The organism is Acinetobacter sp. YZS-X1-1, from assembly GCF_000804305.1.
GTDB lineage: Bacteria > Pseudomonadota > Gammaproteobacteria > Pseudomonadales > Moraxellaceae > Acinetobacter > Acinetobacter variabilis.
This window is the reverse complement of the sequence record NZ_JWHB01000002.1, coordinates 23,695-46,318: the sequence shown is the minus strand read 5'-3', so window position 1 is coordinate 46,318 and position 22,624 is coordinate 23,695. Positions and strand designations below refer to the sequence as shown.

At 43.5% G+C, this 22,624-nt stretch carries 16 protein-coding genes and 3 tRNA genes; 9 read left to right on the top strand and 10 right to left on the bottom strand.

Going from position 1 to position 22,624, the window contains the following annotated elements; all coding sequences use genetic code 11:
- The first annotated feature begins 262 nt into the window (after positions 1–262).
- A complete protein-coding gene (gene hcaR, locus RJ01_RS01495) occupies positions 263–1,171 on the top strand; it encodes a DNA-binding transcriptional regulator HcaR (protein WP_034169845.1) in 909 nt (302 codons plus the stop codon).
- 378 nt (positions 1,172–1,549) lie between these two features.
- On the opposite strand, the gene RJ01_RS01490 is transcribed toward hcaR, so the two are convergent.
- The 7 genes from RJ01_RS01490 to RJ01_RS01460 form a co-directional block, all read right to left on the bottom strand.
- Complete coding sequence (locus RJ01_RS01490) at positions 1,550–2,410, bottom strand: alpha/beta fold hydrolase (RefSeq protein ID WP_034169844.1); 861 nt, start codon at positions 2,408–2,410, stop codon at positions 1,550–1,552.
- A gap of 283 nt (positions 2,411–2,693) precedes the next feature.
- Positions 2,694–3,953, bottom strand: a complete 1,260-nt coding sequence (locus tag RJ01_RS01485; RefSeq protein WP_034169843.1) for an OprD family outer membrane porin — start codon at positions 3,951–3,953, stop codon at positions 2,694–2,696.
- A gap of 415 nt (positions 3,954–4,368) precedes the next feature.
- Complete coding sequence (gene dmpG / locus RJ01_RS01480; protein WP_034169842.1) at positions 4,369–5,388, bottom strand: 4-hydroxy-2-oxovalerate aldolase; 1,020 nt, start codon at positions 5,386–5,388, stop codon at positions 4,369–4,371.
- A gap of 11 nt (positions 5,389–5,399) precedes the next feature.
- Positions 5,400–6,296: an acetaldehyde dehydrogenase (acetylating) gene (locus tag RJ01_RS01475; RefSeq protein ID WP_034169841.1), complete on the bottom strand. Its 897-nt coding sequence runs from the start codon at positions 6,294–6,296 to the stop codon at positions 5,400–5,402.
- 22 nt (positions 6,297–6,318) lie between these two features.
- Entirely contained in the window at positions 6,319–7,116 is a 798-nt protein-coding gene (locus tag RJ01_RS01470) for a 2-keto-4-pentenoate hydratase (protein WP_034169840.1), read from the bottom strand.
- Between the two features lie 408 nt (positions 7,117–7,524).
- Entirely contained in the window at positions 7,525–8,193 is a 669-nt protein-coding gene (locus RJ01_RS01465; RefSeq protein WP_034169839.1) for an HAD-IA family hydrolase, read from the bottom strand.
- Positions 8,194–8,700: 507 nt separating this feature from the next.
- The gene (locus RJ01_RS01460) at positions 8,701–9,669 is read right to left on the bottom strand and encodes an RluA family pseudouridine synthase (RefSeq protein WP_005232406.1); all 969 of its coding nucleotides are present in this window, start codon (positions 9,667–9,669) and stop codon (positions 8,701–8,703) included.
- Positions 9,670–10,437: 768 nt separating this feature from the next.
- Between RJ01_RS01460 and RJ01_RS01455 the strand changes: the two genes are divergently transcribed.
- From RJ01_RS01455 to RJ01_RS01435, 5 genes are all read left to right on the top strand, one after another.
- On the top strand, positions 10,438–13,863 hold the full coding sequence (locus RJ01_RS01455) for an Rne/Rng family ribonuclease (protein WP_034169838.1): 3,426 nt from the start codon (positions 10,438–10,440) through the stop codon (positions 13,861–13,863).
- Between the two features lie 174 nt (positions 13,864–14,037).
- The gene (locus tag RJ01_RS01450; protein ID WP_034169837.1) at positions 14,038–15,879 is read left to right on the top strand and encodes a long-chain-acyl-CoA synthetase; all 1,842 of its coding nucleotides are present in this window, start codon (positions 14,038–14,040) and stop codon (positions 15,877–15,879) included.
- Positions 15,880–16,077: 198 nt separating this feature from the next.
- Positions 16,078–16,153, top strand: a tRNA-Lys gene (locus tag RJ01_RS01445).
- 21 nt (positions 16,154–16,174) lie between these two features.
- Positions 16,175–16,250 (top strand) — tRNA-Lys (locus tag RJ01_RS01440).
- A gap of 57 nt (positions 16,251–16,307) precedes the next feature.
- Positions 16,308–16,383: transfer RNA gene (locus tag RJ01_RS01435), tRNA-Lys, on the top strand.
- Between the two features lie 157 nt (positions 16,384–16,540).
- Here RJ01_RS01435 and RJ01_RS01430 read toward each other — a convergent pair.
- Entirely contained in the window at positions 16,541–17,227 is a 687-nt protein-coding gene (locus tag RJ01_RS01430; RefSeq protein WP_034169836.1) for a hypothetical protein, read from the bottom strand.
- Between the two features lie 251 nt (positions 17,228–17,478).
- Between RJ01_RS01430 and RJ01_RS01425 the strand changes: the two genes are divergently transcribed.
- The 3 genes from RJ01_RS01425 to RJ01_RS01415 all read left to right on the top strand — a co-directional run bounded on the left by RJ01_RS01425 (position 17,479) and on the right by RJ01_RS01415 (position 20,209).
- Positions 17,479–17,751 carry a PspC domain-containing protein gene (locus RJ01_RS01425; RefSeq protein WP_034169835.1) on the top strand — a complete coding sequence of 91 codons (273 nt, stop codon included), beginning with the start codon at positions 17,479–17,481 and terminating at the stop codon, positions 17,749–17,751.
- Between the two features lie 181 nt (positions 17,752–17,932).
- Positions 17,933–18,715, top strand: coding sequence for a sulfite exporter TauE/SafE family protein (locus RJ01_RS01420; protein WP_034169834.1), 783 nt, complete (start codon positions 17,933–17,935; stop codon positions 18,713–18,715).
- 84 nt (positions 18,716–18,799) lie between these two features.
- Positions 18,800–20,209, top strand: coding sequence for a DASS family sodium-coupled anion symporter (locus RJ01_RS01415; protein WP_034169833.1), 1,410 nt, complete (start codon positions 18,800–18,802; stop codon positions 20,207–20,209).
- A gap of 74 nt (positions 20,210–20,283) precedes the next feature.
- Here the strand turns inward: RJ01_RS01415 and RJ01_RS01410 are convergent, their stop codons facing one another.
- Both RJ01_RS01410 and RJ01_RS01405 read right to left on the bottom strand, forming a co-directional pair.
- Complete coding sequence (locus RJ01_RS01410; protein WP_034169832.1) at positions 20,284–21,393, bottom strand: HPP family protein; 1,110 nt, start codon at positions 21,391–21,393, stop codon at positions 20,284–20,286.
- Positions 21,394–21,591: 198 nt separating this feature from the next.
- Positions 21,592–22,419: a transglutaminase family protein gene (locus RJ01_RS01405; RefSeq protein ID WP_034169831.1), complete on the bottom strand. Its 828-nt coding sequence runs from the start codon at positions 22,417–22,419 to the stop codon at positions 21,592–21,594.
- Between the last annotated feature and the right edge of the window lie 205 nt (positions 22,420–22,624).

Here is a 22,624-nt window from a genome sequence, read left to right as displayed (position 1 = left end):
CAGTTATGGCACAAAGTAATAGACTCAACTTTTCAACGATGATGGATTTTAGGGTGGTTTTGGAGAAATATTTTTTTTGTTTCAATTAATAGTTTTAAGCAATTATTCTAGGCGTGTATTTTTATATTAAAACACTAATCAATCTCTCCAAGGCATTTACTTTCTAAATGACAAAATAATCTTCACGACATAGTTGTTTATAGATTATACTCTTCTGAAATTATAGTAAGACATTTTTTGGATTACTCGACGGGCTGATGATATGGAATTACGACACCTCCGCTACTTCATTACTGTCGCTGAAGAACTCAACTTCAGTAAGGCAGCACTCAAACTTTACACGGCTCAGCCATCACTTAGTCAGCAAATCAAAGATTTGGAAGAAGATGTCGGTGTCAAACTGCTACACCGTACCAAGCGTAAAGTCGAACTGACCGAAGAAGGTGCTGTATTCCTAGAACAGGCCCGCCTGACGTTGGCGCAGGCTGATAAGGCGATTGCCATGGCCCGTCAGGTCTCACAAGCCAAGCAGCAGATGCTGCGCATCGGTTTCGTCCCTGTCGCAGAGATGAAAATCTTCCCCTATATCTTGCCGAATCTGCGCGTGCAAAATCCTGATTTAAAAATTGAATTGCTCAGTCTGAACAATAATGAGCAAATGCGATTATTGAAGAAAGGCGAACTGGATCTGACCTTTACCCGTCACAATTTCCATAGTGATGAAATCGAAAGTCAGTTTGTGATTCGTGAGCCATTGATCTTCATTTTGCCGAAAGATCATCCTTTAGCAAAATACGATCGAATTCCAGTTAAATTGCTGAATGGTATAGATTTTATTATTCCATCTGCAGAACAGTCACAGACCCTGCATCATACTATTCTGGATTTTGCCAAAGCCAACGGGATTGAATTTAATCTTGTCCAAAAGGCGGATAATATTCTGTTCAATATCAACTCGATTGGTATGGGCTTGGGCTGTACCATCCTGCCAGGCTATATCGCACCATTGACCATGAACAATACCGTGATCCGCCCGCTGGATGTAGAACTTCCCTTTTTAAATCTGTATGTTAGCTATCGTAAGGATAGCAATTTAGTCGCAGTGAAGAAGTTCCTAGAACTTCTGACTCGCGTATTCTACCTAGACATTAACCGCGACGAACCACATTAATTTTCTATTCTTATAGCAGCACACGTAATTTCCTCTGAGAATACGTGTGCTTTTTTGTTTTTATTTTTTCTGATCAAAATTTCATTTTATATTCATTTTTCCTATGACAGACCACACCTAGCTTGGCTTCCAACATCTCCGACCATGGCTTATTAGGTTTAATTTTTGCTCAAATTAGGCTTCTTTTACAACTTAAGTCTAATAAGAAGTCTAAGGCTCATTTTAATTTTTGAAATTCTGATTAATAGCTAAAAAGCATTAAAAATGTTTAAAAAATTCACTGAATGAAATGGTGTTCATTTGGCAGCTATAAATCAAATATTTTAGAAAGAAAAAAAGGATGAGCGAAGCCATCCTTTTTTTCAAACTGAGTACGACTTATTTTACGCCGTGTACAGCCAGGTAGTTTTTGATCACAGTGTTGAACTCATCTGATTTTTCAACTTGAGACCAGTGACCACATTGACTGAAGATATGTGCATCAGCATTTGGCACGATGTTCAGAATATCCCAAGTACGAGAAACCGGAATCACCACGTCTTGAGTACCATGAATCAATAATACAGGTACAGTGATGTCTTTCATTTTTTCGAAGTCTAATGGGAATTCGAAACGGTCACGGTCACGTGCACCCACTACATCCATCAAACGATTTGATGCATAGTCATTTGCAGCAGAAGCAAAACGTACTTTAACCAGTTCGTCAGTGATCAGGTCTTTGTTCACCACGAACATAGACAGGGTTTTCTTGATACCTTCTTCAGTCAGAACAGGGTTTGCGTGTGCTTTCAGCGCAGCAGTCTGTTTTGCACCGCCAGTACCCATAGACACGATACCTAGAACACGTTCAGGATAATCAAGTGCCATCTGGAATGCCAACCAGCCACCCAAAGAGTTACCCACTAACCAGGTTTTTTCGATACCTAAAGCATCTAGAGTACGTACAGCATGATCCACCCATGCACGGATACCATAAGCAGTACCTGGTGCAACCACAGTTTGGCCATAACCAATGGTATCGATCGCGATACAGTGTGCTTGTTCACCAATTGAAAGCAGGTTTAACCACCAGTTAGCCGCAGCAGACACACCCGTACCTGAACCGTGCAGGAACAGAATAGGTGTACCTTCACCAATTTCATGGTAGTGAGTCAACTCACCTTCTGCAGTTTCAATCCATTTGTCTTCTAAGCCGAAGAAGGGATCTGTTTTATAATCAGGGATTTGAACAGTGCTCATCATGATTCCTCTTACAGTTTCTTGCTTGCGTGTTCCTCGATGACGAGAACTCGACGTCAAGTTGACTCATTAAAAATAATCTTTTTACAGTCTTATATTAACCGCTCTACTGTCTTCAACTGATATAAAATTACGATTGCATACTACAAAAAATATATTATTTAAGTATTTGTTTTAATAAATTATTTTAAATTTAAAACCCTGTTTAATTTAAGGCTTTGATTAAGTTCTTAACTCAAAAAAAAGCAGTCAGAATACTGACTGCCCTTAAAATGCGCTTAACTTAGAATTTATGGGTATAAATCGTCGCTACGCGGTATTCCTGAAGATCTGGTTTAGTAGGATTTGCAAAATTTACATCAATATACATCGCTTGGATGCCTAAACCTTTTAACTTACCCTCTGGAACAGTGTAATTCGCAATCAGATTTAGCTCATCAGTATTGAAGTTTTGATCACCTGATTTAGCATCATAACCTTTGAAATAAACTGCAGTTGCGTTTAAGCCTTTGGCACCCATTTCAGAGAAGTCATAGCCATAAGAAACATTCCATGACTTTTCTTCTGGTGCAGTAAAGGTTGCAACGCCCCAGTTCACCAGATAAGGCTGTGGCACCCAGCCGCCAAGTGTTGGAAATGCAGTATCACCAAACATTTGTTGATAACCCAGACCTACAGTATGCGCACCATGATTAACTTTTGCCCCTACTGACAGTGCCTGATTATCAATCTCACCATACAGTTTGTCACCTGACTCCGAGTTATCAAAATAACGCACATGGCTATCTAATTTGGTTTTTTCGCCTAGCGCAGTTTTGTAATTCACACCCAAGTAATGCTGTTGGTAGATATCTTGAACATCTGCATACCAGTAGCTACCACCAATTTGGGGCGTGAACTGATGATCTACACCGGCAATCCACATACCATCAGATGCTTCCCCATTATCGTAATAATTTTTACCTTTCGCAGGCGCAAACAATGTTAAGTCACGAAATTGATTGTCATAACGGTTGTTAATCTTGTCGACATACGCCAAAGTCAGTTTGGTATCTTTAATCTCTTTAGATTCTAAACATGCACCGCTATAAGTAGTGATGAGCTGACGGGATGGATCAAATACCAGTACTGGAGATACAGGCAATAACTCACCCACTTTCAGCTCAGTCTCAGACACTTTAGCTTTTAAGGTTGCGCCAACTTTACCAAAATGATCTTTAGACTCTTTGCCATCGTGAGGTAACACCCAATCCGGATTTTGATCACGGCCTTTAAGTTTAACTGCATGTTGAACCAGAACATCTGCACCAACCTGCATCCCACCACCGATATCGTGATAGCCTGATTTGGCATCCAAAGTCACGCCTTGAGACCAAGAACCCCTATTACGTGAAGAAAAATCATCTTGATACTGACGATCTAGATAAAAGTTTTTAAATTTAAGCTGGACATTACTATCGTCAATAAAATCTGCATTCGCTGCAGTTGTTCCTAAACTTGCTGTTGCAGCAAGCATTGCTATCCATAAGTTTTGACGACGCATGGCTTATTCCTAGTAATCAAATTAAGCTATGCCGCTATCATGCTCAACTCCAGTTTTTTTAAAAATCCGACTACAGTATTAAAATTTTTCTATTAATCTCTATAGATAGAATAAGTATGCTGAAATTTGAAAAAGACTTATATTTATAAACAATTAACTAAAATAAAAAATTAACCAGATAATCAATATAAATCCATGTTTTCTATTATATAAACAGCTATTATTTTTTATTATTTAAAAATAACTTTTTATTTATCGTTTTTATGTTTAAGGAAATGTGCGTGATTATTTTCTTAAAATAAATAGTAATAATTAAAATATCTTATTCCATCGTTTTAATATCTTATTCATTTTATTCAAATAAATAAAAAAAGCGCCCTTTCGGACGCTTTTTTTAAAATTTAGCTTTTAACTATTATGCTTGAAGCTCTTTCGCTTTAGACATAGTCCATGCTAAATCTTCAATCATATCTTCCTGACCACCAACGGTACCACGACGACCAAGCTCAAGCAGAATTTCACGAGCAGATACGCCATATTTTGCTTCAGCACGTTTAGCGAACAATAGAAATGAAGAATAAACACCCGCATAACCTAAAGTTGCAGCATCACGGTCAGCACGGATCTGATGAGTCATCATTGGAATGATCAGATCTTCTGCAACGTCTTGTACTTTAAACAGGTCAACACCAGTTTCCATTTGCATACGGTTTGCAACCGCAACAAACAGTTCAAGTGGAGTATTACCCGCACCAGCACCTAGACCAGCTGATGCCAAGTCAACACGTGTTGCACCTGCTTGTACAGCAGAAACAGAGTTGGCAACACCCATACCCAGGTTATGGTGACCGTGGAAACCAATTTCGATGTCTGAACCCAGGTTAGCACGTAAGATACCTACACGGTCAGTCACGTCTTGCGGAAGCATGTAACCCGCAGAGTCAGTCACATAGATACAGTTAGCACCGTATGACACCATTTTTTGTGCTTCTTCAAGTAATTTTTCAGGTGTTGCCATGTGAGCCATCATCAGGAAGCCCACAGTGTCCATGCCCAGTTTACGCGCAGCAGTAATATGCTGTTCAGAAACATCTGCTTCAGTAGAGTGAGTTGCAACACGGATGGTTGCTACACCTACATCATGCGCCATTTTCAGGTGATCAACCGTACCAATACCAGGAAGCAACAGCGCAGAAACTTTAGCTTGTTTCAGGTTTGGAATAACTGCTTTCAGGTATTCTTCATCAGTTGCAGCTGCGAAACCGTAGTTTACAGAGTTACCGCCAAGGCCGTCACCATGTGTGACTTCGATCAGTGGTACACCTGCATCATCCAGCGCAGTTGCGATCGCAACCATTTGCTCAGGTGTAGTTTGATGGCGCATCGGATGCATACCATCACGTAAAGTCATATCATTAATAATAATCTTAGACATGAAGGTGCTCCTTAAGCTTCAACTGCATTTAAAACACATTCTGCAAACATTTCTGCGGTACGTGCAGCTGCTGCAGTCATAATGTCGAGGTTACCTGCATATTTAGGCAGGAAGTCACCCAGACCTTCAACTTCAAGGAAGATTGATATACGGTTGCCATCAAATACTGGACCGTTCACCAGTTTGTAACCCGGTACGTATTTTTGAACTTCTTTAATCATCGCATGTACAGATTCAGTGATCGCTGCCTGATCTGGCTCACCTTCTACTAGACAGTGAACAGTGTCACGCATCATCAGTGGTGGCTCAGCAGGGTTAATAATGATGATCGCTTTACCTTGTTTCGCGCCACCCACTTTCTCAATCGCACCAGCAGTAGTACGGGTGAATTCGTCGATGTTTTTACGCGTACCAGGACCGACTGATTTAGTAGATACAGTCGCGATAATTTCGCCATAGTTCACAGGCTGAACGCGAGAAATCGCAGCAACCATAGGAATAGTTGCCTGACCGCCACAAGTCACCATGTTAACGTTTGGCACTTCGCCTTGTTCAAGCAATGCTTCAAGGTTGACAGGTGGTACGCAGTAAGGACCGATTGCAGCTGGAGTCAAGTCAATCATCAACACGCCAAGCTCGTTCAGCTTACGGCTGTTTTCAGCGTGTACATAAGCAGAAGTTGCATCGAATGCGATTTTGATGTCATCTTCAACGACATGAGGAAGCAAACCGTCTACTCCTTCAGCCGTGGTTTTTAGACCCATTTTCGCTGCACGCGCCAGACCTTCAGAAGTCGGGTCAATCCCCACCATCCATACTGGTTCTAACCATTCGCTGCGTTGCAGTTTATAAAGCAAATCAGTACCAATGTTACCTGGACCGATCAATGCACATTTAATCTTTTTCATGAATGTACTCTCTTGTATTCCCTTATTCAGCAGCAAAAGCAGCTGTTACTGAACCAAAGCCTTCAATTTCAACTTTGAATTCATCGCCCGGCTGAGCCACGACCATTGGACCTAAAGCACCAGTCAAAATAATGTCGCCTTTTAATAATGGACGGCCACGGCGTACCATTTCATCAGCCAGCCATACCGCAGCATTTAATGGATTTGCCAGACATGCTTTACCCACGCCTTGAGAAACGATTTCGTCGCCACGTGTCATGACCATCTTGCAGTTCACAAGATCAAGGTTTTCCAGTTTGACCGGCTTAGAGCCCAGAACGAATGCAGCAGAAGATGCGTTATCAGCTACGGTATCAATCAGGCTGATTTTCCAGTTTTCGATGCGGCTATCGACCACTTCTACAGCAGGAAGTGCATAGTCAGTTGCACTGATGATGTCTGCATACGTGTGTTTTGCCTTAGTCAGGTCTTCTTTGATGACCAATGCAATTTCAGCTTCAACTTTCGGTTGAATCAGCAAACCTGCAGGGATTGCTTCACCATCGCCATAGGCCATGTCGGCAAACAACATACCGAAGTCAGGCTGATCTACGCCAAGCTGTGCTTGAACCACTTTCGATGTCAAACCAATTTTACGACCTACCAGACGGCGACCTTCCGCCAGAGCACGCTCGGTATTTACTTCCTGAACGGCATAGGCAATATCTACGTCAGCACTTTCACCACCAAGTTCCGGGCGAATCGGTGCGATCGCAGTTTTTGAGAGTTCAGCAGTACGTAATGCTTGTGCAACTGATTCAACAACAGCAGAATTCGACATCAATGTTTCCTTAAACTGCAAAAATGAGGCTTATGCCGAGAACTAAGACAGGCAAAATGTTCTGACCTGATCATTTCGATCATTCCAATAAACAATTGCGCCTAGTACGGGCATATGAATAAACAGTTTTAGGATGGGAAAAATATGACGTGAATGCCAATAGTTATTTTATTTTTTGCAATAGCTATTATCTATAAATTAAATTTATAAAAATCAATTAAAAACATAATCTTATAATTATGAATTAAGTTATATCCAACTAAATAACTCAACAATCATGACAGAACAAAACTACTATAATCACAACTTTAGACTAAAAGATAAGACCAGTTGTTCAAATCTACCGCATTGATCCGCATCTTCTATTTCAGAAAATGCTGGATCTTGGATAATGACTAAGATACTGAATTAAATGGCTTCTTTCCATTGGACTTTAGCCAATAAAAAGTCATGCAAACTGCTGACATCATTCACAATCGACAGTGGATTAAACTGCGCCAAGGTTTCCGGTGTATGCACGCCATAAGCCACACCCACACTTGGCATGGCAATATTCATCGCCATTTCCAGATCATAAGAAGTGTCACCGACCATAATCGCTTCATGCGCACTAATACCAGTTTCAGCCAGAATTTCAGCCAGCATTAAAGGATCGGGTTTAGAGCGGGTTTCACTGGCAGCACGAGTGGCATGGAATAGTTCCAGGCTATTCGTTTGTTTGAGTACTCGGTCTAAACCTTTACGACTTTTACCGGTAGCGACTGCTAATTTAATGCCTTCATCCTTTAATGCATAGAGCATTTCAGACACGCCCTCAAACCAGGCATCTTCAACAGAATTCGCCACATAATGTTCCGAATAGGCCTGCAAAATATCCGCATGTAATTCTGGTACAGTTGGGAATAGTCGCTGTGCGACTTCCGGCAAACCTAATCCGATAATGCTTTTCGCATCGGCATCGGTCAGCGGTTGCTGAAACTGTTGTGCGGCAAACTGCAGGCTCGAGACGATCTGCCCCACTGAATCAAATAAAGTGCCATCCCAATCAAAAATGACCAATTTTACAGGTGAATTCATATAAGGTTCCTAGTATTTGATTCAGTGTTAATCTACCCCGATCCTCCTTTTTCAAAGGAGGGCGAGTTTCATCACAAAATAACTTTTATTGTGATATCACAACAGCTATTGGCTATCCAATGGCGACATGGATGTCGCCGTTGATCTGTGGCATAGGGAGGTGCCATCAGATCAACAGAAGGGGTTTTGTTACTTTTGCCCCCCTCAAAAGTAAAACACTGCCTACGCGATAAAATTTGATTTTATAACTACAAAACTCGGCTGTGCTTTACTTTTACCTCACCCCAGCCCTCTCCTAAAAGGAGAGGGAGAATTCATTACTGAACAACGTACAGTAACTAAATAATAAAGATAAATTCTTAGCTATTTTGACTTATCACTAGCACATGCGAACTCAACGTTCCCTCTCCTGAGCGAATTTTAAAGCATTGCTTTTAAAATTCGTGCAAGAAAGGAGACTTGCGCAGCAGTACTGCTCAGGGAGAGGGTTAACTTAAAAGCTAAAAATTACTCGTCATCTTCCGCAGGCGTTACCACCTTATCCGCCTTTTGCGCACGAAGCTGAGCCACAAGACTCTGCATATCTTCAGGCAAAGGCGCTTCAATGGTCGGATAACCCGGAATTTCCAGACGCATCGCATGCAGACATAAGCGGCGTGGCTTTGGCCCACGATATTCAGTCTCGTGACCATATTTCTCATCGCCTACCAGCGGATGACCGATGCTGAGACCATGTACACGAATCTGATGGGTACGACCAGACAATGGAGAAGCATACACGAGTGTCGCATGCATAAAACGCTCTGCTACATTCCACTGGGTTTTAGACTCTTTGCCTTCTTTAGAGACACGTACACGACGCTCACCATTAGAAAGTTCATAACGGTGTAAAGGCGCGTCAATGAGTTGTTTATCTAGCGTTACCTGTCCTTTCACGACAGCGGCATAAGTTTTTTTAATTTTATGTTCACGTAATAAATCTTGTAGCGTTTTTAAGGTACTACGCTTTTTCGAGATCATCACCAGACCAGAGGTGTCACGGTCAATACGGTGAATCAGTTCCAGGTATTTTTTACCGGTTGCAGCACGCAAACCTTCAATCAGACCATATGCCACACCGCTACCACCATGCACGGCAATTCCAGATGGCTTGTTGACGACCATCAAGCCTTCATCTTCATATACCACACGGGACAGAAGACCTTGAGCCACCTTGTCCGAAATCGGCGCTTCTGATTCATCTTTTTGCTCATAACGAATCGGTGCCACACGAATCTGGTCGCCAATCGCCAGTTTGGTTTCGGCCTTAATGCGTTTTTTATTGACGCGAACCTGTCCTTCACGAATCAGACGATAAATCCGACTTTTAGGCACCCCTTTCAGACGACTGAACAGGAAATTATCGATTCGCTGTCCATCTTGATGTTCATCCACTTCAAACCAAGTGACGCTTTGCCATTGTTGTGTAGAATTCATACAGTTACTATGACCCAAAAATACTAAAATTGATTAAAAAATGATCACTTAGGTTATGCTTTACACAAGAAACATAAGCTTAGCCCATAGGCAGATGATGCAAGGTTTGGTATAGTCAGCGCACGGAAACCATCGTTTGTGAGTAAAAGTTGAAGCATTTCAGATTTCTCTGAACTTGATTATTCAATTAAAGACTCACATGATACGGGAAGGTCCCAAAAGAATTATGCCGACGCCGAAGGCTTATTATATCGGCAAACAAAGCAAACTGTTGCGTTTAATTGTACCTCAGGTACATAAATCAGTTTGTCTGAAAAAATATGTCGCCAACCTAGTTGGTTTTTAAACGTAAACTGATACACATCAGATTAGTCGCACCCTGAAGACGACTTCAGGCTACAGCGTTTGATGCATTGGATCTGCACAGTTTGTAAAGATACGACGACAATTCCGTATCAAGACACTTTCTATAAAGAAGGGATGATCTTCGAGCAATGTGACAGTGAAAGTTACTCACATCTAATGCACCGCTTGTCCGCCAGTGAAACGTTCAGGTGACTTTAATCGTTTAAAGATTGAAGCCGTATTGCCATCATCAATACGTGAATCAAAATACCGAAGCTGATCTATATTCAAGTAGACGCCGGGAATAAAAGACTCAGACCACAATGAAACTCATTGGAGATCTGGGCCATTGATCCGTGATGTGTGATGTTCGCTACGTGAATAGCGATTTTTTGCTGTGTATCACTATAAGGTGTTACACCCATGAAACGTATGTTGATTAATGCAACACATGCCGAAGAAATTCGCGTTGCACTTGTCACTGGTCAGCGTCTTTACGATTTCGATTTAGAGAATCGTACCCGTGAACAAAAAAAATCTAATATCTATAAAGGTCACGTAACTCGCGTTGAACCTTCTTTAGAAGCTGTATTCGTTGAATACGGCGCAGGTCGCCAAGGCTTCCTGTCTATGCGTGAAATCGCAAACTCTTACTACAAAGCCGATCCTCGTCAAACTTCAAATATCCGTGAACTGATTACTGAAGGCACTGAACTTCTGGTTCAGGTGGAAAAAGAAGAGCGCGGCAATAAAGGCGCTGCCCTTTCAACTTTCATCTCTTTAGCTGGTCGTTATCTGGTTCTGATGCCAAACAACCCGAAAGGTGGCGGTATCAGCCGTCAGATTTCCGGTTCAGTACGTGAAGAACTGAAAGAAATGCTGGCTTCTTTAAACGTGCCACGTGGTATGAGCGTCATTGTTCGTACCGCAGGCATTGGCCGTTCTCAAGAAGAACTACAGCTTGATCTGCAACATTTACTAGACCTTTGGGCACAAATTCAAAGCACTGCAAATTCAGGCCCATCACCTATGCTAGTCCATCAGGAAGCAGGTGTGGTAACTCGTGCGATCCGTGATTACCTGCGTGATGATGTAGCAGAAATCCTGATTGATTCTGAGCAAGCCTATAACGAAGCATATAACTTTGTTAAAGCAGTAATGCCGCTTCAGTTAGATAAGCTGAAAACTTATACATTGAATGAGCCTTTGTTTGCGCATTTCGGTATCGAAAGCCAAATCCAGACTGCTTATGAACGTGAAGTAAAACTGCCTTCAGGTGGTTCGATCGTGATCGACCAAACTGAAGCTTTAGTTTCAATCGATATTAACTCAGCAAAATCAACTCGTGGTCAGGACGTTGAAGATACAGCGTTAAATACCAACCTTGAAGCTGCTGAAGAAATTGCTCGTCAATTACGTTTACGTGATATCGGTGGCTTAGTTGTTATCGACTTCATCGACATGACCAAAGATCGCAACCAGCGTATGGTAGAAGCGAAACTACGTGAAGCGACTCAAAGCGACCGCGCACGTATCCAGTTTGGCCAACTGTCTCGTTTCGGCCTGATGGAAATGAGTCGTCAACGTCTGCGTCCATCATTAGAAGAAGCGACTGGTTATGTCTGCCCACGCTGTCATGGTACGGGTATGGTACGTGACCTGCGTTCTCTTTCACTTTCAATCATGCGTAAAGTGGAAGAAATCGCCCTTCGTGAACGCCATGGTGAAGTTCAGGTTGAAGTACCAGTAGAAATTGCAGCATTCATGCTGAATGAAAAACGTCACAGCCTGGTATATCTGGAACAAACTTCAAATACACGCGTAACTGTACTTCCACATCCACACCTGGAAACGCCTCACTACGAAATTTCGTATAACCCTGAAGGTTTCGCACCAACCAGTTACGAGCGTACTGAAGCAACCCGTTCAAGCGAAAAAGAACTGGGTTATGAGTCTTCTGAGTGGCATTTAGAAGAAGAACATACGCATACTGCTGCACCAGCACCTGCTCAGCAGCAAAACAACGGCAAAAACAATAAACGCCGCAATAACCAAAATCAGCAAAACGTACAGCAAGCACCTGTTGCACAACAGGCATCTGCTCAAGTTGCAGCACCTGCAGCCAGCCCATGTGCATGGTTAGAAAACCTGTTTGTACAAAAACAGGCAACTACTGTTGATCAGTCTCGCACAGCGAACAATGCTGCTGCTGCCATCGAACAGATGGTGAATGGAGGGGCAGTGAGTCGTGGTCAGTTCGGCCAGGTTGCTCCTGTAACACCAGCAGTACATGCACAGCCAGCAGCTGTTGCAGTACCGGCAACTACCGGTAATGCTTATCTGGCGCCATCGACCGTAGCCCATAAACCAGAGCGTGATCAGTCTGAAAAAACTGAACGTGAAGAGAAATCACAGCGTCATAACAAAAAAGCACGTAGCAACAAGCACAAAGAGCCACGTGAACAGGCGCAGTCTGATAATGTATCACAACATCAGATACATGAAGAAGTGGTTCAGGTTTCTCGTCAGGAAGCGCGTGAAAACAAACGCAACTCTCGCCGTCAGCACCACAACGAGTCTGCACAGCAAAGCGATACTCACGGCAATGAGCAACAGCAAAACGTGCCACGTCGTGACCGTCGCAACCAGCAACGTCCAGAACGTCCAAATCGCCACCGCGATCCAAGTGTTCTGAATGAGCAAGCTGTACCTCAAGCACCTGCTGCCGTTGAAGCTCCAGCAGTCAATGAAAAGCAAGTGCGTGTAGAACTGGTCGATGCTCCTCGTAAAGAAGTGATGCCAACAGCAATGGTGGTAAATATTGACGAGGCGAAAAGCGAAATTGTGGCATTGAATGACACTGCTCCAGTTGCAAAACCTGCTGTTGAAGTGACTGCCCCTGCCGATGCTCCTGTAGAAGCGCCAGCTGCGAAAGAGTTCCTGGCTGAAGTGACTGCATCTGCTCCTGCAGAGAAAGCACCGGAAGCTCAGTCATCATCAAAACAGCGTGCCAGCAATGACCCACGTCAACGTCGTCGTGACCGCCGCCGTGCTGCACAAGGCCAACAGGCGAAAACTCAGCAATTCACACCATCACAGGTGCCAACACTTGGCCAATACACCATTGGCAGTCTGATTCGCCATGTTTATGGCGAAGACTGTTCAGTCCTGATTGAACAGTTTGGTCTGTTGCCAACGTTTAACCGCGCATTGCAAAAGTTCACGCAGGAATATAATGCGACTTTAGCAACGGTTTCGACCGCGACCACAGAGAAAAAACCTGTAACTCGTGATGTAGAAGTCAGCAAAGCACAACCTGAAGCAGAACCTGCACCTGTGCTGGATTTAACTCCGCCTGCACCGGTTTCAGAGAAACGTGTGGCGAATGATCCACGTGAGCGTCGTCGTCTCGCTAAACTGGCTGCCGAGCAAGCATTACAGCAGGCTAAACAGCAAGCACAAGCTGAAGCAGAATCTACTGCGGCTGAACCTGCTGCAGAAGCAACGGCTCCAGCGGAAGAGGCGAAAGCTGAAAATACTGAAGCTGCACCTGCTGAAGCTCCGGTAGCCGCAGTAGAAAGTGCTGATACAACTGAAGCGACTCAAACTCCTGAGCCAGCTGCTAAAGCGCCTGTAGAAACTGCGAACGCTGAACAGGTTCCAGCTGAAGAAGCCACTGAAACGGCTACAGCTGAAGCAACTCCAGCAGAAAACGAAGTTGCGCCTACTGAAACTCCGGAAGCCGATAAAGCTGAAGAAACTGTAGCAAAAGCTGAAAAACCGGCTGCCCGCCCACGTCGTCCACGTGGCCGTCCACCGAAAAAAACCAATACTGCAACTGAGTCATAATTCACCCAATTGCAGTTAACTAAAAAAACCTAGTCATTTCGGTGGCTAGGTTTTTTTTGCTAGATTTTGTCAGAATAGGTTGATTACTCTAGTTTCAACACGCTAAAAGATGGCTATCATCCGTTTATTGCATATAAATTAAACGCATTGGATACGAAAAATAATAGGACGCCCATGACCCAGACGAACCAACCCGATCTTATTGGCATTGCAGATGTCGCAGCCAAAATCCCTGCCTTCATCAGTAAGGTCCCTAATCTGCTGAACGGACTGCGACAGGCTTATTTACGTACTCCCAATACGCCCGCAGGCCTGGGTTTAGCTTTTGAAAAAGCAACACAGCGTAATCCTGAAGGTATTGCATTACGTTTTGAGGATCAGTCCTATACCTATGCTCACCTAAATGGCTGGGCGAACCAGATCGCACATTTCTACCTCTCTCTCGGTGCACAGAAAGGTGATGTGGTGGCCGTGATGGTCGAGAACCGTCCGGAGTTTATTGCCAGCGTGATTGGTCTAGCCAAGCTGGGCATCACGATTGCGCTGGTGAATACTTCTCAGGTCGGCAAAGTCCTGACACATAGTATTAATCTGGTGAAACCGATTGCAGTCATTGTCGGTGAAGAGTGCCGTGCTGCGGTTGATGAAATCCATCATGATCTTAATATTGCCGCTGACCGTTTTCACTGGTTTGCCGATCAGAACACACAAGAAAATGCCGGACAGGCACCTGAAGGTTTTATTAACCTGGCAGAGCAGATTGACCAGTTCCCTAAATTCAATACACCGACCACACATTCGGTACAGGGTAAAGACGGCCTGTTCTATATCTATACTTCAGGTACTACTGGCTTACCTAAAGCGGTGGTCTTTACCAATAGCCGCTGGACACTCGCCTATGGCACCTATGGTCATGTTCTGAACCTGAATAAAGATGATGTGATGTACTGCACCCTGCCGCTTTATCATGCGACAGGCATTGTGGTGTGCTGGTGTGGGGTGATTGCCGGAAGCAGTACTTTTGCCATCCGCCGTAAATTCTCCACCTCTTCCTTCTGGAAAGATGTCAAAAAGTTCGATGCTTCTGCGATTGGTTATGTCGGTGAACTTTGCCGCTACCTGATGGATGCACCACCGTCTGAACTGGAAAAAGGCCATCGCGTTACCAAGATGATTGGTAATGGCATGCGCCCGAACATCTGGGATAAATTCAAATCCCGTTTTGGCATCAAGGAAGTACTGGAACTGTATGCCTCCAGTGAAGGTAATGTCGGTTTCAGCAATGTCTTTAACTTTGACAATACTGTCGGTTTCTCACCAACGCCTTATGCCATTATCGAATTTGACAAAGATAAAAATGAGCTTGTGCGTGATGCCAAAGGCCGCTGCAAACGAGTAAAAAAAGGTGAAACCGGTTTATTGATTGGTAAAATTACCCGCCGCTCCCCTTTCGATGGCTATACCGATCCGGAAAAGAACAAGGCGGTCACCATGCATGACGTGTTCAGCAAAGGTGATTCCTACTTCAATACGGGCGATCTGGTGCGTAATATCGGTTTCCGTCATGCTCAGTTTGTCGACCGTCTCGGTGATACCTTTCGCTGGAAAGGTGAAAATGTTTCAACGACTGAAGTCGAAAACATGCTGACCGAGTATGACAAAATTATCGAAGCTGTGGTTTATGGCGTAGAAATTCCGAATACAAATGGCCGTGCAGGCATGGCTGCAATTACCCTGCAATCGGGAAGCACCCTAAATGAGCAAGACCTGAAAAATATGGTCAGCACCTTTAAACGTTGTCTGCCTACATATGCAGTTCCGGTTTTTCTACGCATTCAAAAGCAAGTAGAAACGACCGGTACCTTCAAGTATCAGAAAAACAAACTGAAAGAACAGGCTTTTGATCCAAACAAGACCGATGAACGCCTGCTGGTTTTATTGCCAGGGAGCGATGCGTATTGTGAGCTGACTCAAGAAATTTTTGAGAACATTCAAGCCTATCAATATCGCTTCTAAGTGCCGAAGTTGCCTATTTTTTGTTTAGATAAAGCAGAATTGTTGTATTTATAATCAAACATAGGCAACTTTGTTATTTTTTACTTGCGCTGCAATGAGATCTTGCTACAATACGCTCCATCAAACAAAGTGGTGCTTTCAGAAATTTTTTAGTTTCTCTTGCACTGCACAATTAAGTCTTGCTTAATTGTTGGTTCAGGGCCGTTAGCTCAGTTGGTAGAGCAGTGGACTTTTAATCCATTGGTCCCGCGTTCGAGTCGCGGACGGCCCACCATTAAATTTGATATCCCCTGATGGGCCGTTAGCTCAGTTGGTAGAGCAGTGGACTTTTAATCCATTGGTCCCGCGTTCGAGTCGCGGACGGCCCACCATCATTTCTAAAATCTCTTTTTAGAAAATTCAATCAAAGTAGCTTTGATTACCCGAATGGGCCGTTAGCTCAGTTGGTAGAGCAGTGGACTTTTAATCCATTGGTCCCGCGTTCGAGTCGCGGACGGCCCACCATTCTCCCCTCTATATCTATCTTCTTCTTTCAATATTCTTATAATATTTCTATATTATTCAGTTCATTCTTTTTATTTAAGCGCAATTCATCCTGACAATTTTAAAATCGTCATTTTCATTTATGCTGTTTTTAAATTCTTTAGAAACCTTATCGCTTTTATTCAGTGATTTTAAATTCAGAATCTTTGACCAGTTCATACGCTTTAGAAGGCGCAGGATAACCCTGATCAAATAATTGCTGGTTTGTCCGTTCCTTTTCGTCATAAATTTTTTCCAGATTCATGACCAGATGCGTTGGGCTTTTAATCATATAGTAGAACTTTGCTCCTTCTTTACGGTCCACGATCAGTTCAGTTTGTTCCGGATTAATCGTCCAGCGGTCCTTACGATAGGTCATATTGCTTTCGGTCTGAACCCGTCTGGAATTATTCACAAAGACTTTGCCATAATGCACGATACTGCGATGCACTGTACCATCTGGCAATAAAGTCAAAATAAATACCGACTTCCCTTCCGTACAAGGCGCAAACCGCCCGTCACAATCAATCTGGGTAAGATAACGCCCGACATAGCTTTTGGCATAATCCGGTACAGGTTTAGGATCGACATTTGGTTCTACAGGCAATGCATTATAGGTTGCAGTCTGGGTGAGCGATTTAGCATTACGGGTGTCATAACTTTCATTGGCGGCGGAGATGACTACGCCATCTTGTGCCAAAGTTTTCGTAGTATCAGGTAAGGGTTTGCTTTGATGATCATCACAGGCAATCAGTCCTGCAACACTTCCCAGCACAAATCCAAGCCGGCATAAACCACTTAAATGATGCGATACATTCGATTTCATTTTAAAAATATACCTGAAGGGGTGCACATCTATATAGGCAGACGACTCACTGAAAACTTATAAGTTTTAATAATGAATTCAATGGAATTTTTATGATCTTAGTGATTTTTTAAGGATTATTTAATCTCCCGTAACATTACTTAACGAATTTATTTTCAATAGATACTTTAAAAATTCAGATAAAACTCCATTCTTATAAATATGAGTCATTTTTTAGACTCAATCTTATTTTTTTCTATCAGGAGACTTGGATGGCCAATGTTGGTTTATATCGCTCTAACCGCTCAAACATGATTGCAGGTGTAATGGGTGGTATTGCTGAACGTTTTGGTTGGAACGCAAATTTATTACGCTTGATCTTCGTGATTATTTCGGTCATGAGTGCTGCTTTCCCGGGTATCTTAGTTTATCTGGTTCTATGGTTAGTGATGCCAAAAAAGAATTCTATGCCTGATTATGCTGCGAGCAGAACTGATTATGAACGTCCTGTGCGTACCGTGAATCAGGATAAAGACTACCGATAAAATCGTTTCCTCTTTCACCTAAATATTCATATGGTGAAATTTTTATGCCACGGTCCTTCCCCCAAAAGATCGTGGTTTTTTTTTGCCTGATTTTTAGGTTTTGGTCTTATTACTATTTTACGCTTTACCCTGCTCGCCTATTCAGGATAAGTTGATACTTTCTACTTGAAATGGATTTCAGATGACGCAGGCAGAATGGGTTGTACTTTGGCTGTGTGCGATCGCGGCATTACTGCATGGGGTCAGTGGTTTTGGCTTTCCTATGCTAAGTACGGCTGCCTTATCCAGTGAATATGCCTTAAGTACAGCAGTCACCTTGGTGATTCTCCCCTGCCTGTTACTGAACCTTTGGATGCTCAATAGCGATCCAAAATATAGCCTGTTGCAGAGCATTCGCTATTATGTCTCACGCTATTGGCCACTTATGCTCAGCAGTCTGGTCGGTAGTGTGCTGGGGGTCAAATTACTCATTTGGATCAATGAAGGTTATCTTAAATTATTACTGGGTCTGGTGATTATTTTCTATGTACTGGATCAGTTACGCTCTACTCCGCTTCGAGTCAGTAGCAGTCAGCTTAGTATGCTGGGATTCGGTTTACTGGCCGGCATGATTGGAGGTGCAACCAATGCCATGGCACCCTTCCTGATGATGTATCTGCTTAGCTGTCAGCTCTCCAAAACTGATATCGTCATCATCAGTAATCTTAACTTTATTGCCAGCAAACTGGTGCAGTTGACCTTACTCTTCCCGATTCTCATTTCTTTGCAAACCCATCAGCGACATATCCTGCTTGGAATCACGTTATTTGCTCTCATCGGTGTCTGGTTAGGGGGGAAAATACGTCATCGACTTTCCCAGCAACATTTCAAATATCTGGTGCTGTTTTTTCTATTTGGACTGGGGATTTACGCACTTTGGCAAAGTGTGGGATTATTACAACACTCTACTATACTGTTTAAATAATATCTTTTCTAATCAAACCACATATTTACTTTTATAAGAATTTCAAAAACGCTTTTAAATAAAAAAGTTGAGCAAGGAGGTTGTATGAATGACCCTTTACGCACCCCGACTGATGCCATGCCGAAAGGAATTCGAAAGGGCTGGATTTTAATTGTGATCGCTGCAGTGGTCTCTTATGGCTTGTATCATATTTTACCTTATGACGAAAATGCCAATAAGGGATTGGCCCTACTGACCTTTATCGCCATTTTATGGCTGACCGAAGCGATTCACATCACCATTACTGCCCTGCTGGTACCTATACTGGCAGTCGTCCTCGCCATGCCCATGGCCAAAGGCGATGAATTGGAGCCAATTACTACACAGGCAGCACTCACCACTTTCGCAGACCCCACCATCTTTTTGTTCTTTGGTGGTTTTGCCCTGGCCTCAGCGCTGCATATCCAGAAACTGGATAAGAAAATTGCCACATGGATTATCTCGCTCTCCGGTGGACATCTTGGTGCTTCGGTACTGGCCATATTTTTAGTGACTGCTGCACTGTCGATGTGGATTTCCAATACCGCCACCGCAGCCATGATGTTGCCCCTAGCGCTGGGTTTACTTTCGCATCTGGATGTTGAAAAAGATCGTAAAACCTTTGTGTTTATTCTGCTCGGGATTGCCTATTCGGCCAGTATTGGTGGCTTGGGCACTATCGTTGGTTCTCCACCAAATGCGATTGCAGCCAAAGCCCTCGGTTATGACTTCGCCGACTGGATGAAAGTTGGCCTGCCGATGATGTTCATTATCCTGCCGGCAATGTTAGTAAGCCTGTATCTGGTGCTACGTCCAAAACTGAATCATAAGGTGAATTTTGTCACTGAAAATATTCCCTGGACTACGACCCGTATTGCCACCATGATTTTATTCCTTTGTACCGCGACTGCCTGGATTTTCAGTAAAAAATTGACTGAAAATTTCGGCATTACACAGCCCGATACCTGGATCGCGATTCTGGCGGCCTGCATGGTAGTGATTCTGGGTACGGCTACATGGAAACAGGTTGCTGAAAATACCGATTGGGGTGTGCTCTACCTGTTTGGTGGCGGCTTGACCTTAAGTGCTGTCTTGAAGGATTCAGGGAGTTCTCTGGTCTTAGGTCAGACGCTGGCGAATGCTTTCGGTGACTCCTCTCCTCTCATGATTATCTTTGTGGTGGCAACCTTCATCATCTTCCTGACTGAATTTACCAGTAATACTGCCTCGGCTGCCTTACTGGTTCCGGTCTTTGCCGCCATTGCCGACCAGATGGGTATGCCTAAAGAGATTCTGGTGATTGTGATCGGGATCGGTGCTTCTTGTGCCTTTATGCTACCTGTGGCGACACCACCGAATGCCATTGTATTTGGGACTGGTCATATTCAGCAAAGTGAAATGATGAAAGTCGGCTTTGTCCTGAATATCATGTGTATTTTCTTGGTTTCCCTGTTTATTTACTGGTTCTTTATCTAAGTTGAGATAAATCCAGATTCCAAATAAAAAAGCACCCAAGGGTGCTTTTTTCAGAATTATTTATATAAGAGTTCTTAAGTTCTCATTTTAAAATGGTTCAGTTCCTGATTCAGGGCAGCGATGATATCTGCGCGGCTAATAATTCCGACCAGACGCTGTTCACTCACCACCGGAATATAGTTAAAGGAACGCTCCACAAAATAGGGCACCAGATCCTGAATCGGCTGTAATGGCTGCACAGTAACTACCTTGCGGGTCATAATATGTTTGACCTGATGTTCCCAGCTGCTGCGCACATCTGCAGCACGTTTAAACCATTCTACCACCTGATACATGGCCAGCGTTCCCACCAGCTTGCCTTCCGCATTAACCACTGGCAGGCTCATCAGGTTCATTTGCTTAAACTTGTCCAGTGCATGCTGAATATCATCATTGGCATGCAGGGTCACCACGTCTTTGGTCATAATGTCCTGACAGGTAAACTGGTTGACCGCACGGGCATTGGCTCGGTCCTGCGCTTCCAGAATAATCTTTTGCAGGTCATATTCACTAATGTCCAGCAGCTCGGTTTGCTGATCCAGTACTTCCTGAATATCCTGTGGCTGAATGGTGACTTTCTGGGTCGGGGTCGGATCTTTGGAACGGGTATTTAATTGCGCCTGCTGCGGATAACGCTTGCCAATCATTCGGTTAAAGACAATCGCAATCACCATCAATAAAATCGAATTCAGCAGCACCGGATAGAAAACAAAAGCATAGCCGAGTTCATGCACCGCATTGCCGCCGAGTACCGCTGTAATAGCCACAGCACCACTCGGTGGATGCAGGGAATCTGTGGTCATCATTAAAATGATTGCTAATGCCACTGCCAGACTAAAAGCTTCGGTCGGACTGGCAATAAACAAGGCACAGGTCACACCCACCACAGCAGCAATAGTATTACCTACCAGAATATTCCAGGGCTGTGCTAAGGGACTGGCCGGAACCGCAAACAGCAGCACAGATGACGCCCCCATCGGCGCGATATACCAGGCTTCAAAATCCCCCAGAATCCATAAACTCAGTAATGACGATACCGTGAGACCCAGTAGTGCCCCAATACCGCAGAGTAAACGGTCTTTGAGTGGAAGAACTTTAAAATTCGGTTTTAAGGTATTGAGCCAGTCGAGATTGGAATGGAACACGGCGCGCCTGATTTTAATGTTTACAGATTTTGCGCATTATAAAACTAGTCGCTTTAAAGATGTATTCATTTTATATCTTTTAATTACACTTAAATGGATGCTGTTTAAAAAGCCAAGTCTATCTCCAGGCAACAGTCATCCATCTAGTTCTCTTTTACGGTTCAATCCCTCATAGAATTTTCAATGAGATAATTCATGTCAAGTGATTTTAGCCTTAGCTTCGCTATGAGAATCAGGTTTAATCAGAGGTTCGATTTTGAGCAGTTCGACCTGGCCATAATAGGTTGAGAAGGCTACATCTCCGGCATCTACCCCGGTGCCAATGCGAATCAGCTCGTCGACCGGAGCTAAACGGGTCGGATCAAACTGTACCCACCCGCCTTCCAGATAGGCTTCAAAAATGGCATGAAAATCGGGTAAAAATTTTTCAATTTCCACATAACCGACCACCATGCGTGCCGGAATGCCCAAAGCACGGCACAGCGCAATGCCCAAATGAGCAAAGTCACGGCATACCCCTGCCCGGTGGACCAGTACATCTGTTGCAGTCGTAAACTGGTCAGAGCAGCCAGAGACATAAAAAATATTGTTATAAATCCACTGTTCAATGGCTTTTACACGCGTATAGCCGGGTGTCATCCAGCCAAATGAACGTTTCGCCATTTCAAGTAATAAATCTGAATTGCAATAGCGGCTGGCCAGCAAATAAGGTAGCACTTGATCCGGCAGGTCTGGAATTTTAACTTCATTCAGATTTTGCCTCAGATCAACCGGAATGCACGGCTGACGGGTAACTGTCGCGCTATAATTCAGTTCAAATGCTTCACAGGGCTCGAGTTGCAACCGGATATGGCGGTTTTGATGCTGAGCATCCCGAAATTCATGCCACTTGACCGGCATATTCATGGTGAGCTGTTCTTCGAGAATATTCTGATCGGGATGATGGGCGACCTGAACCATAAAAATAAATTCGGTAGGTTGCACAATCTTGTATTTTAAATGGCACTGAATTTGGTAAGTGGTCATGAAGTTCCTTATTATTAGGTATTATTATATTGTGTGAAGATTAAACTAATTCTAAGACCGCAATCGTATGAGATCAGTTTAACTTTATCGCGCTTCAGTGACCAGGATGCTATACATCTGATTTATTCCTGATTTTTAGATCTCACCCCATTGCTATTCCAGCATAAAATTGCAGCAAAGCCGCGCAAAATCTGGCATGAATGAA

Excerpts from the sequence above, each read along its gene's own strand:
- hcaR (WP_034169845.1), top strand. The coding sequence starts at position 263 with ATGGAATTACGACACCTCCGCTACTTCATTACTGTCGCTGAAGAACTC.
- RJ01_RS01490 (WP_034169844.1), bottom strand. The coding sequence starts at position 2,410 with ATGAGCACTGTTCAAATCCCTGATTATAAAACAGATCCCTTCTTCGGC.
- RJ01_RS01485 (WP_034169843.1), bottom strand. The coding sequence starts at position 3,953 with ATGCGTCGTCAAAACTTATGGATAGCAATGCTTGCTGCAACAGCAAGT.
- dmpG (WP_034169842.1), bottom strand. The coding sequence starts at position 5,388 with ATGTCTAAGATTATTATTAATGATATGACTTTACGTGATGGTATGCAT.
- RJ01_RS01475 (WP_034169841.1), bottom strand. The coding sequence starts at position 6,296 with ATGAAAAAGATTAAATGTGCATTGATCGGTCCAGGTAACATTGGTACT.
- RJ01_RS01470 (WP_034169840.1), bottom strand. The coding sequence starts at position 7,116 with ATGTCGAATTCTGCTGTTGTTGAATCAGTTGCACAAGCATTACGTACT.
- RJ01_RS01465 (WP_034169839.1), bottom strand. The coding sequence starts at position 8,193 with ATGAATTCACCTGTAAAATTGGTCATTTTTGATTGGGATGGCACTTTA.
- RJ01_RS01460 (WP_005232406.1), bottom strand. The coding sequence starts at position 9,669 with ATGAATTCTACACAACAATGGCAAAGCGTCACTTGGTTTGAAGTGGAT.
- RJ01_RS01455 (WP_034169838.1), top strand. The coding sequence starts at position 10,438 with ATGAAACGTATGTTGATTAATGCAACACATGCCGAAGAAATTCGCGTT.
- RJ01_RS01450 (WP_034169837.1), top strand. The coding sequence starts at position 14,038 with ATGACCCAGACGAACCAACCCGATCTTATTGGCATTGCAGATGTCGCA.
- RJ01_RS01430 (WP_034169836.1), bottom strand. The coding sequence starts at position 17,227 with ATGAAATCGAATGTATCGCATCATTTAAGTGGTTTATGCCGGCTTGGA.
- RJ01_RS01425 (WP_034169835.1), top strand. The coding sequence starts at position 17,479 with ATGGCCAATGTTGGTTTATATCGCTCTAACCGCTCAAACATGATTGCA.
- RJ01_RS01420 (WP_034169834.1), top strand. The coding sequence starts at position 17,933 with ATGACGCAGGCAGAATGGGTTGTACTTTGGCTGTGTGCGATCGCGGCA.
- RJ01_RS01415 (WP_034169833.1), top strand. The coding sequence starts at position 18,800 with ATGAATGACCCTTTACGCACCCCGACTGATGCCATGCCGAAAGGAATT.
- RJ01_RS01405 (WP_034169831.1), bottom strand. The coding sequence starts at position 22,419 with ATGACCACTTACCAAATTCAGTGCCATTTAAAATACAAGATTGTGCAA.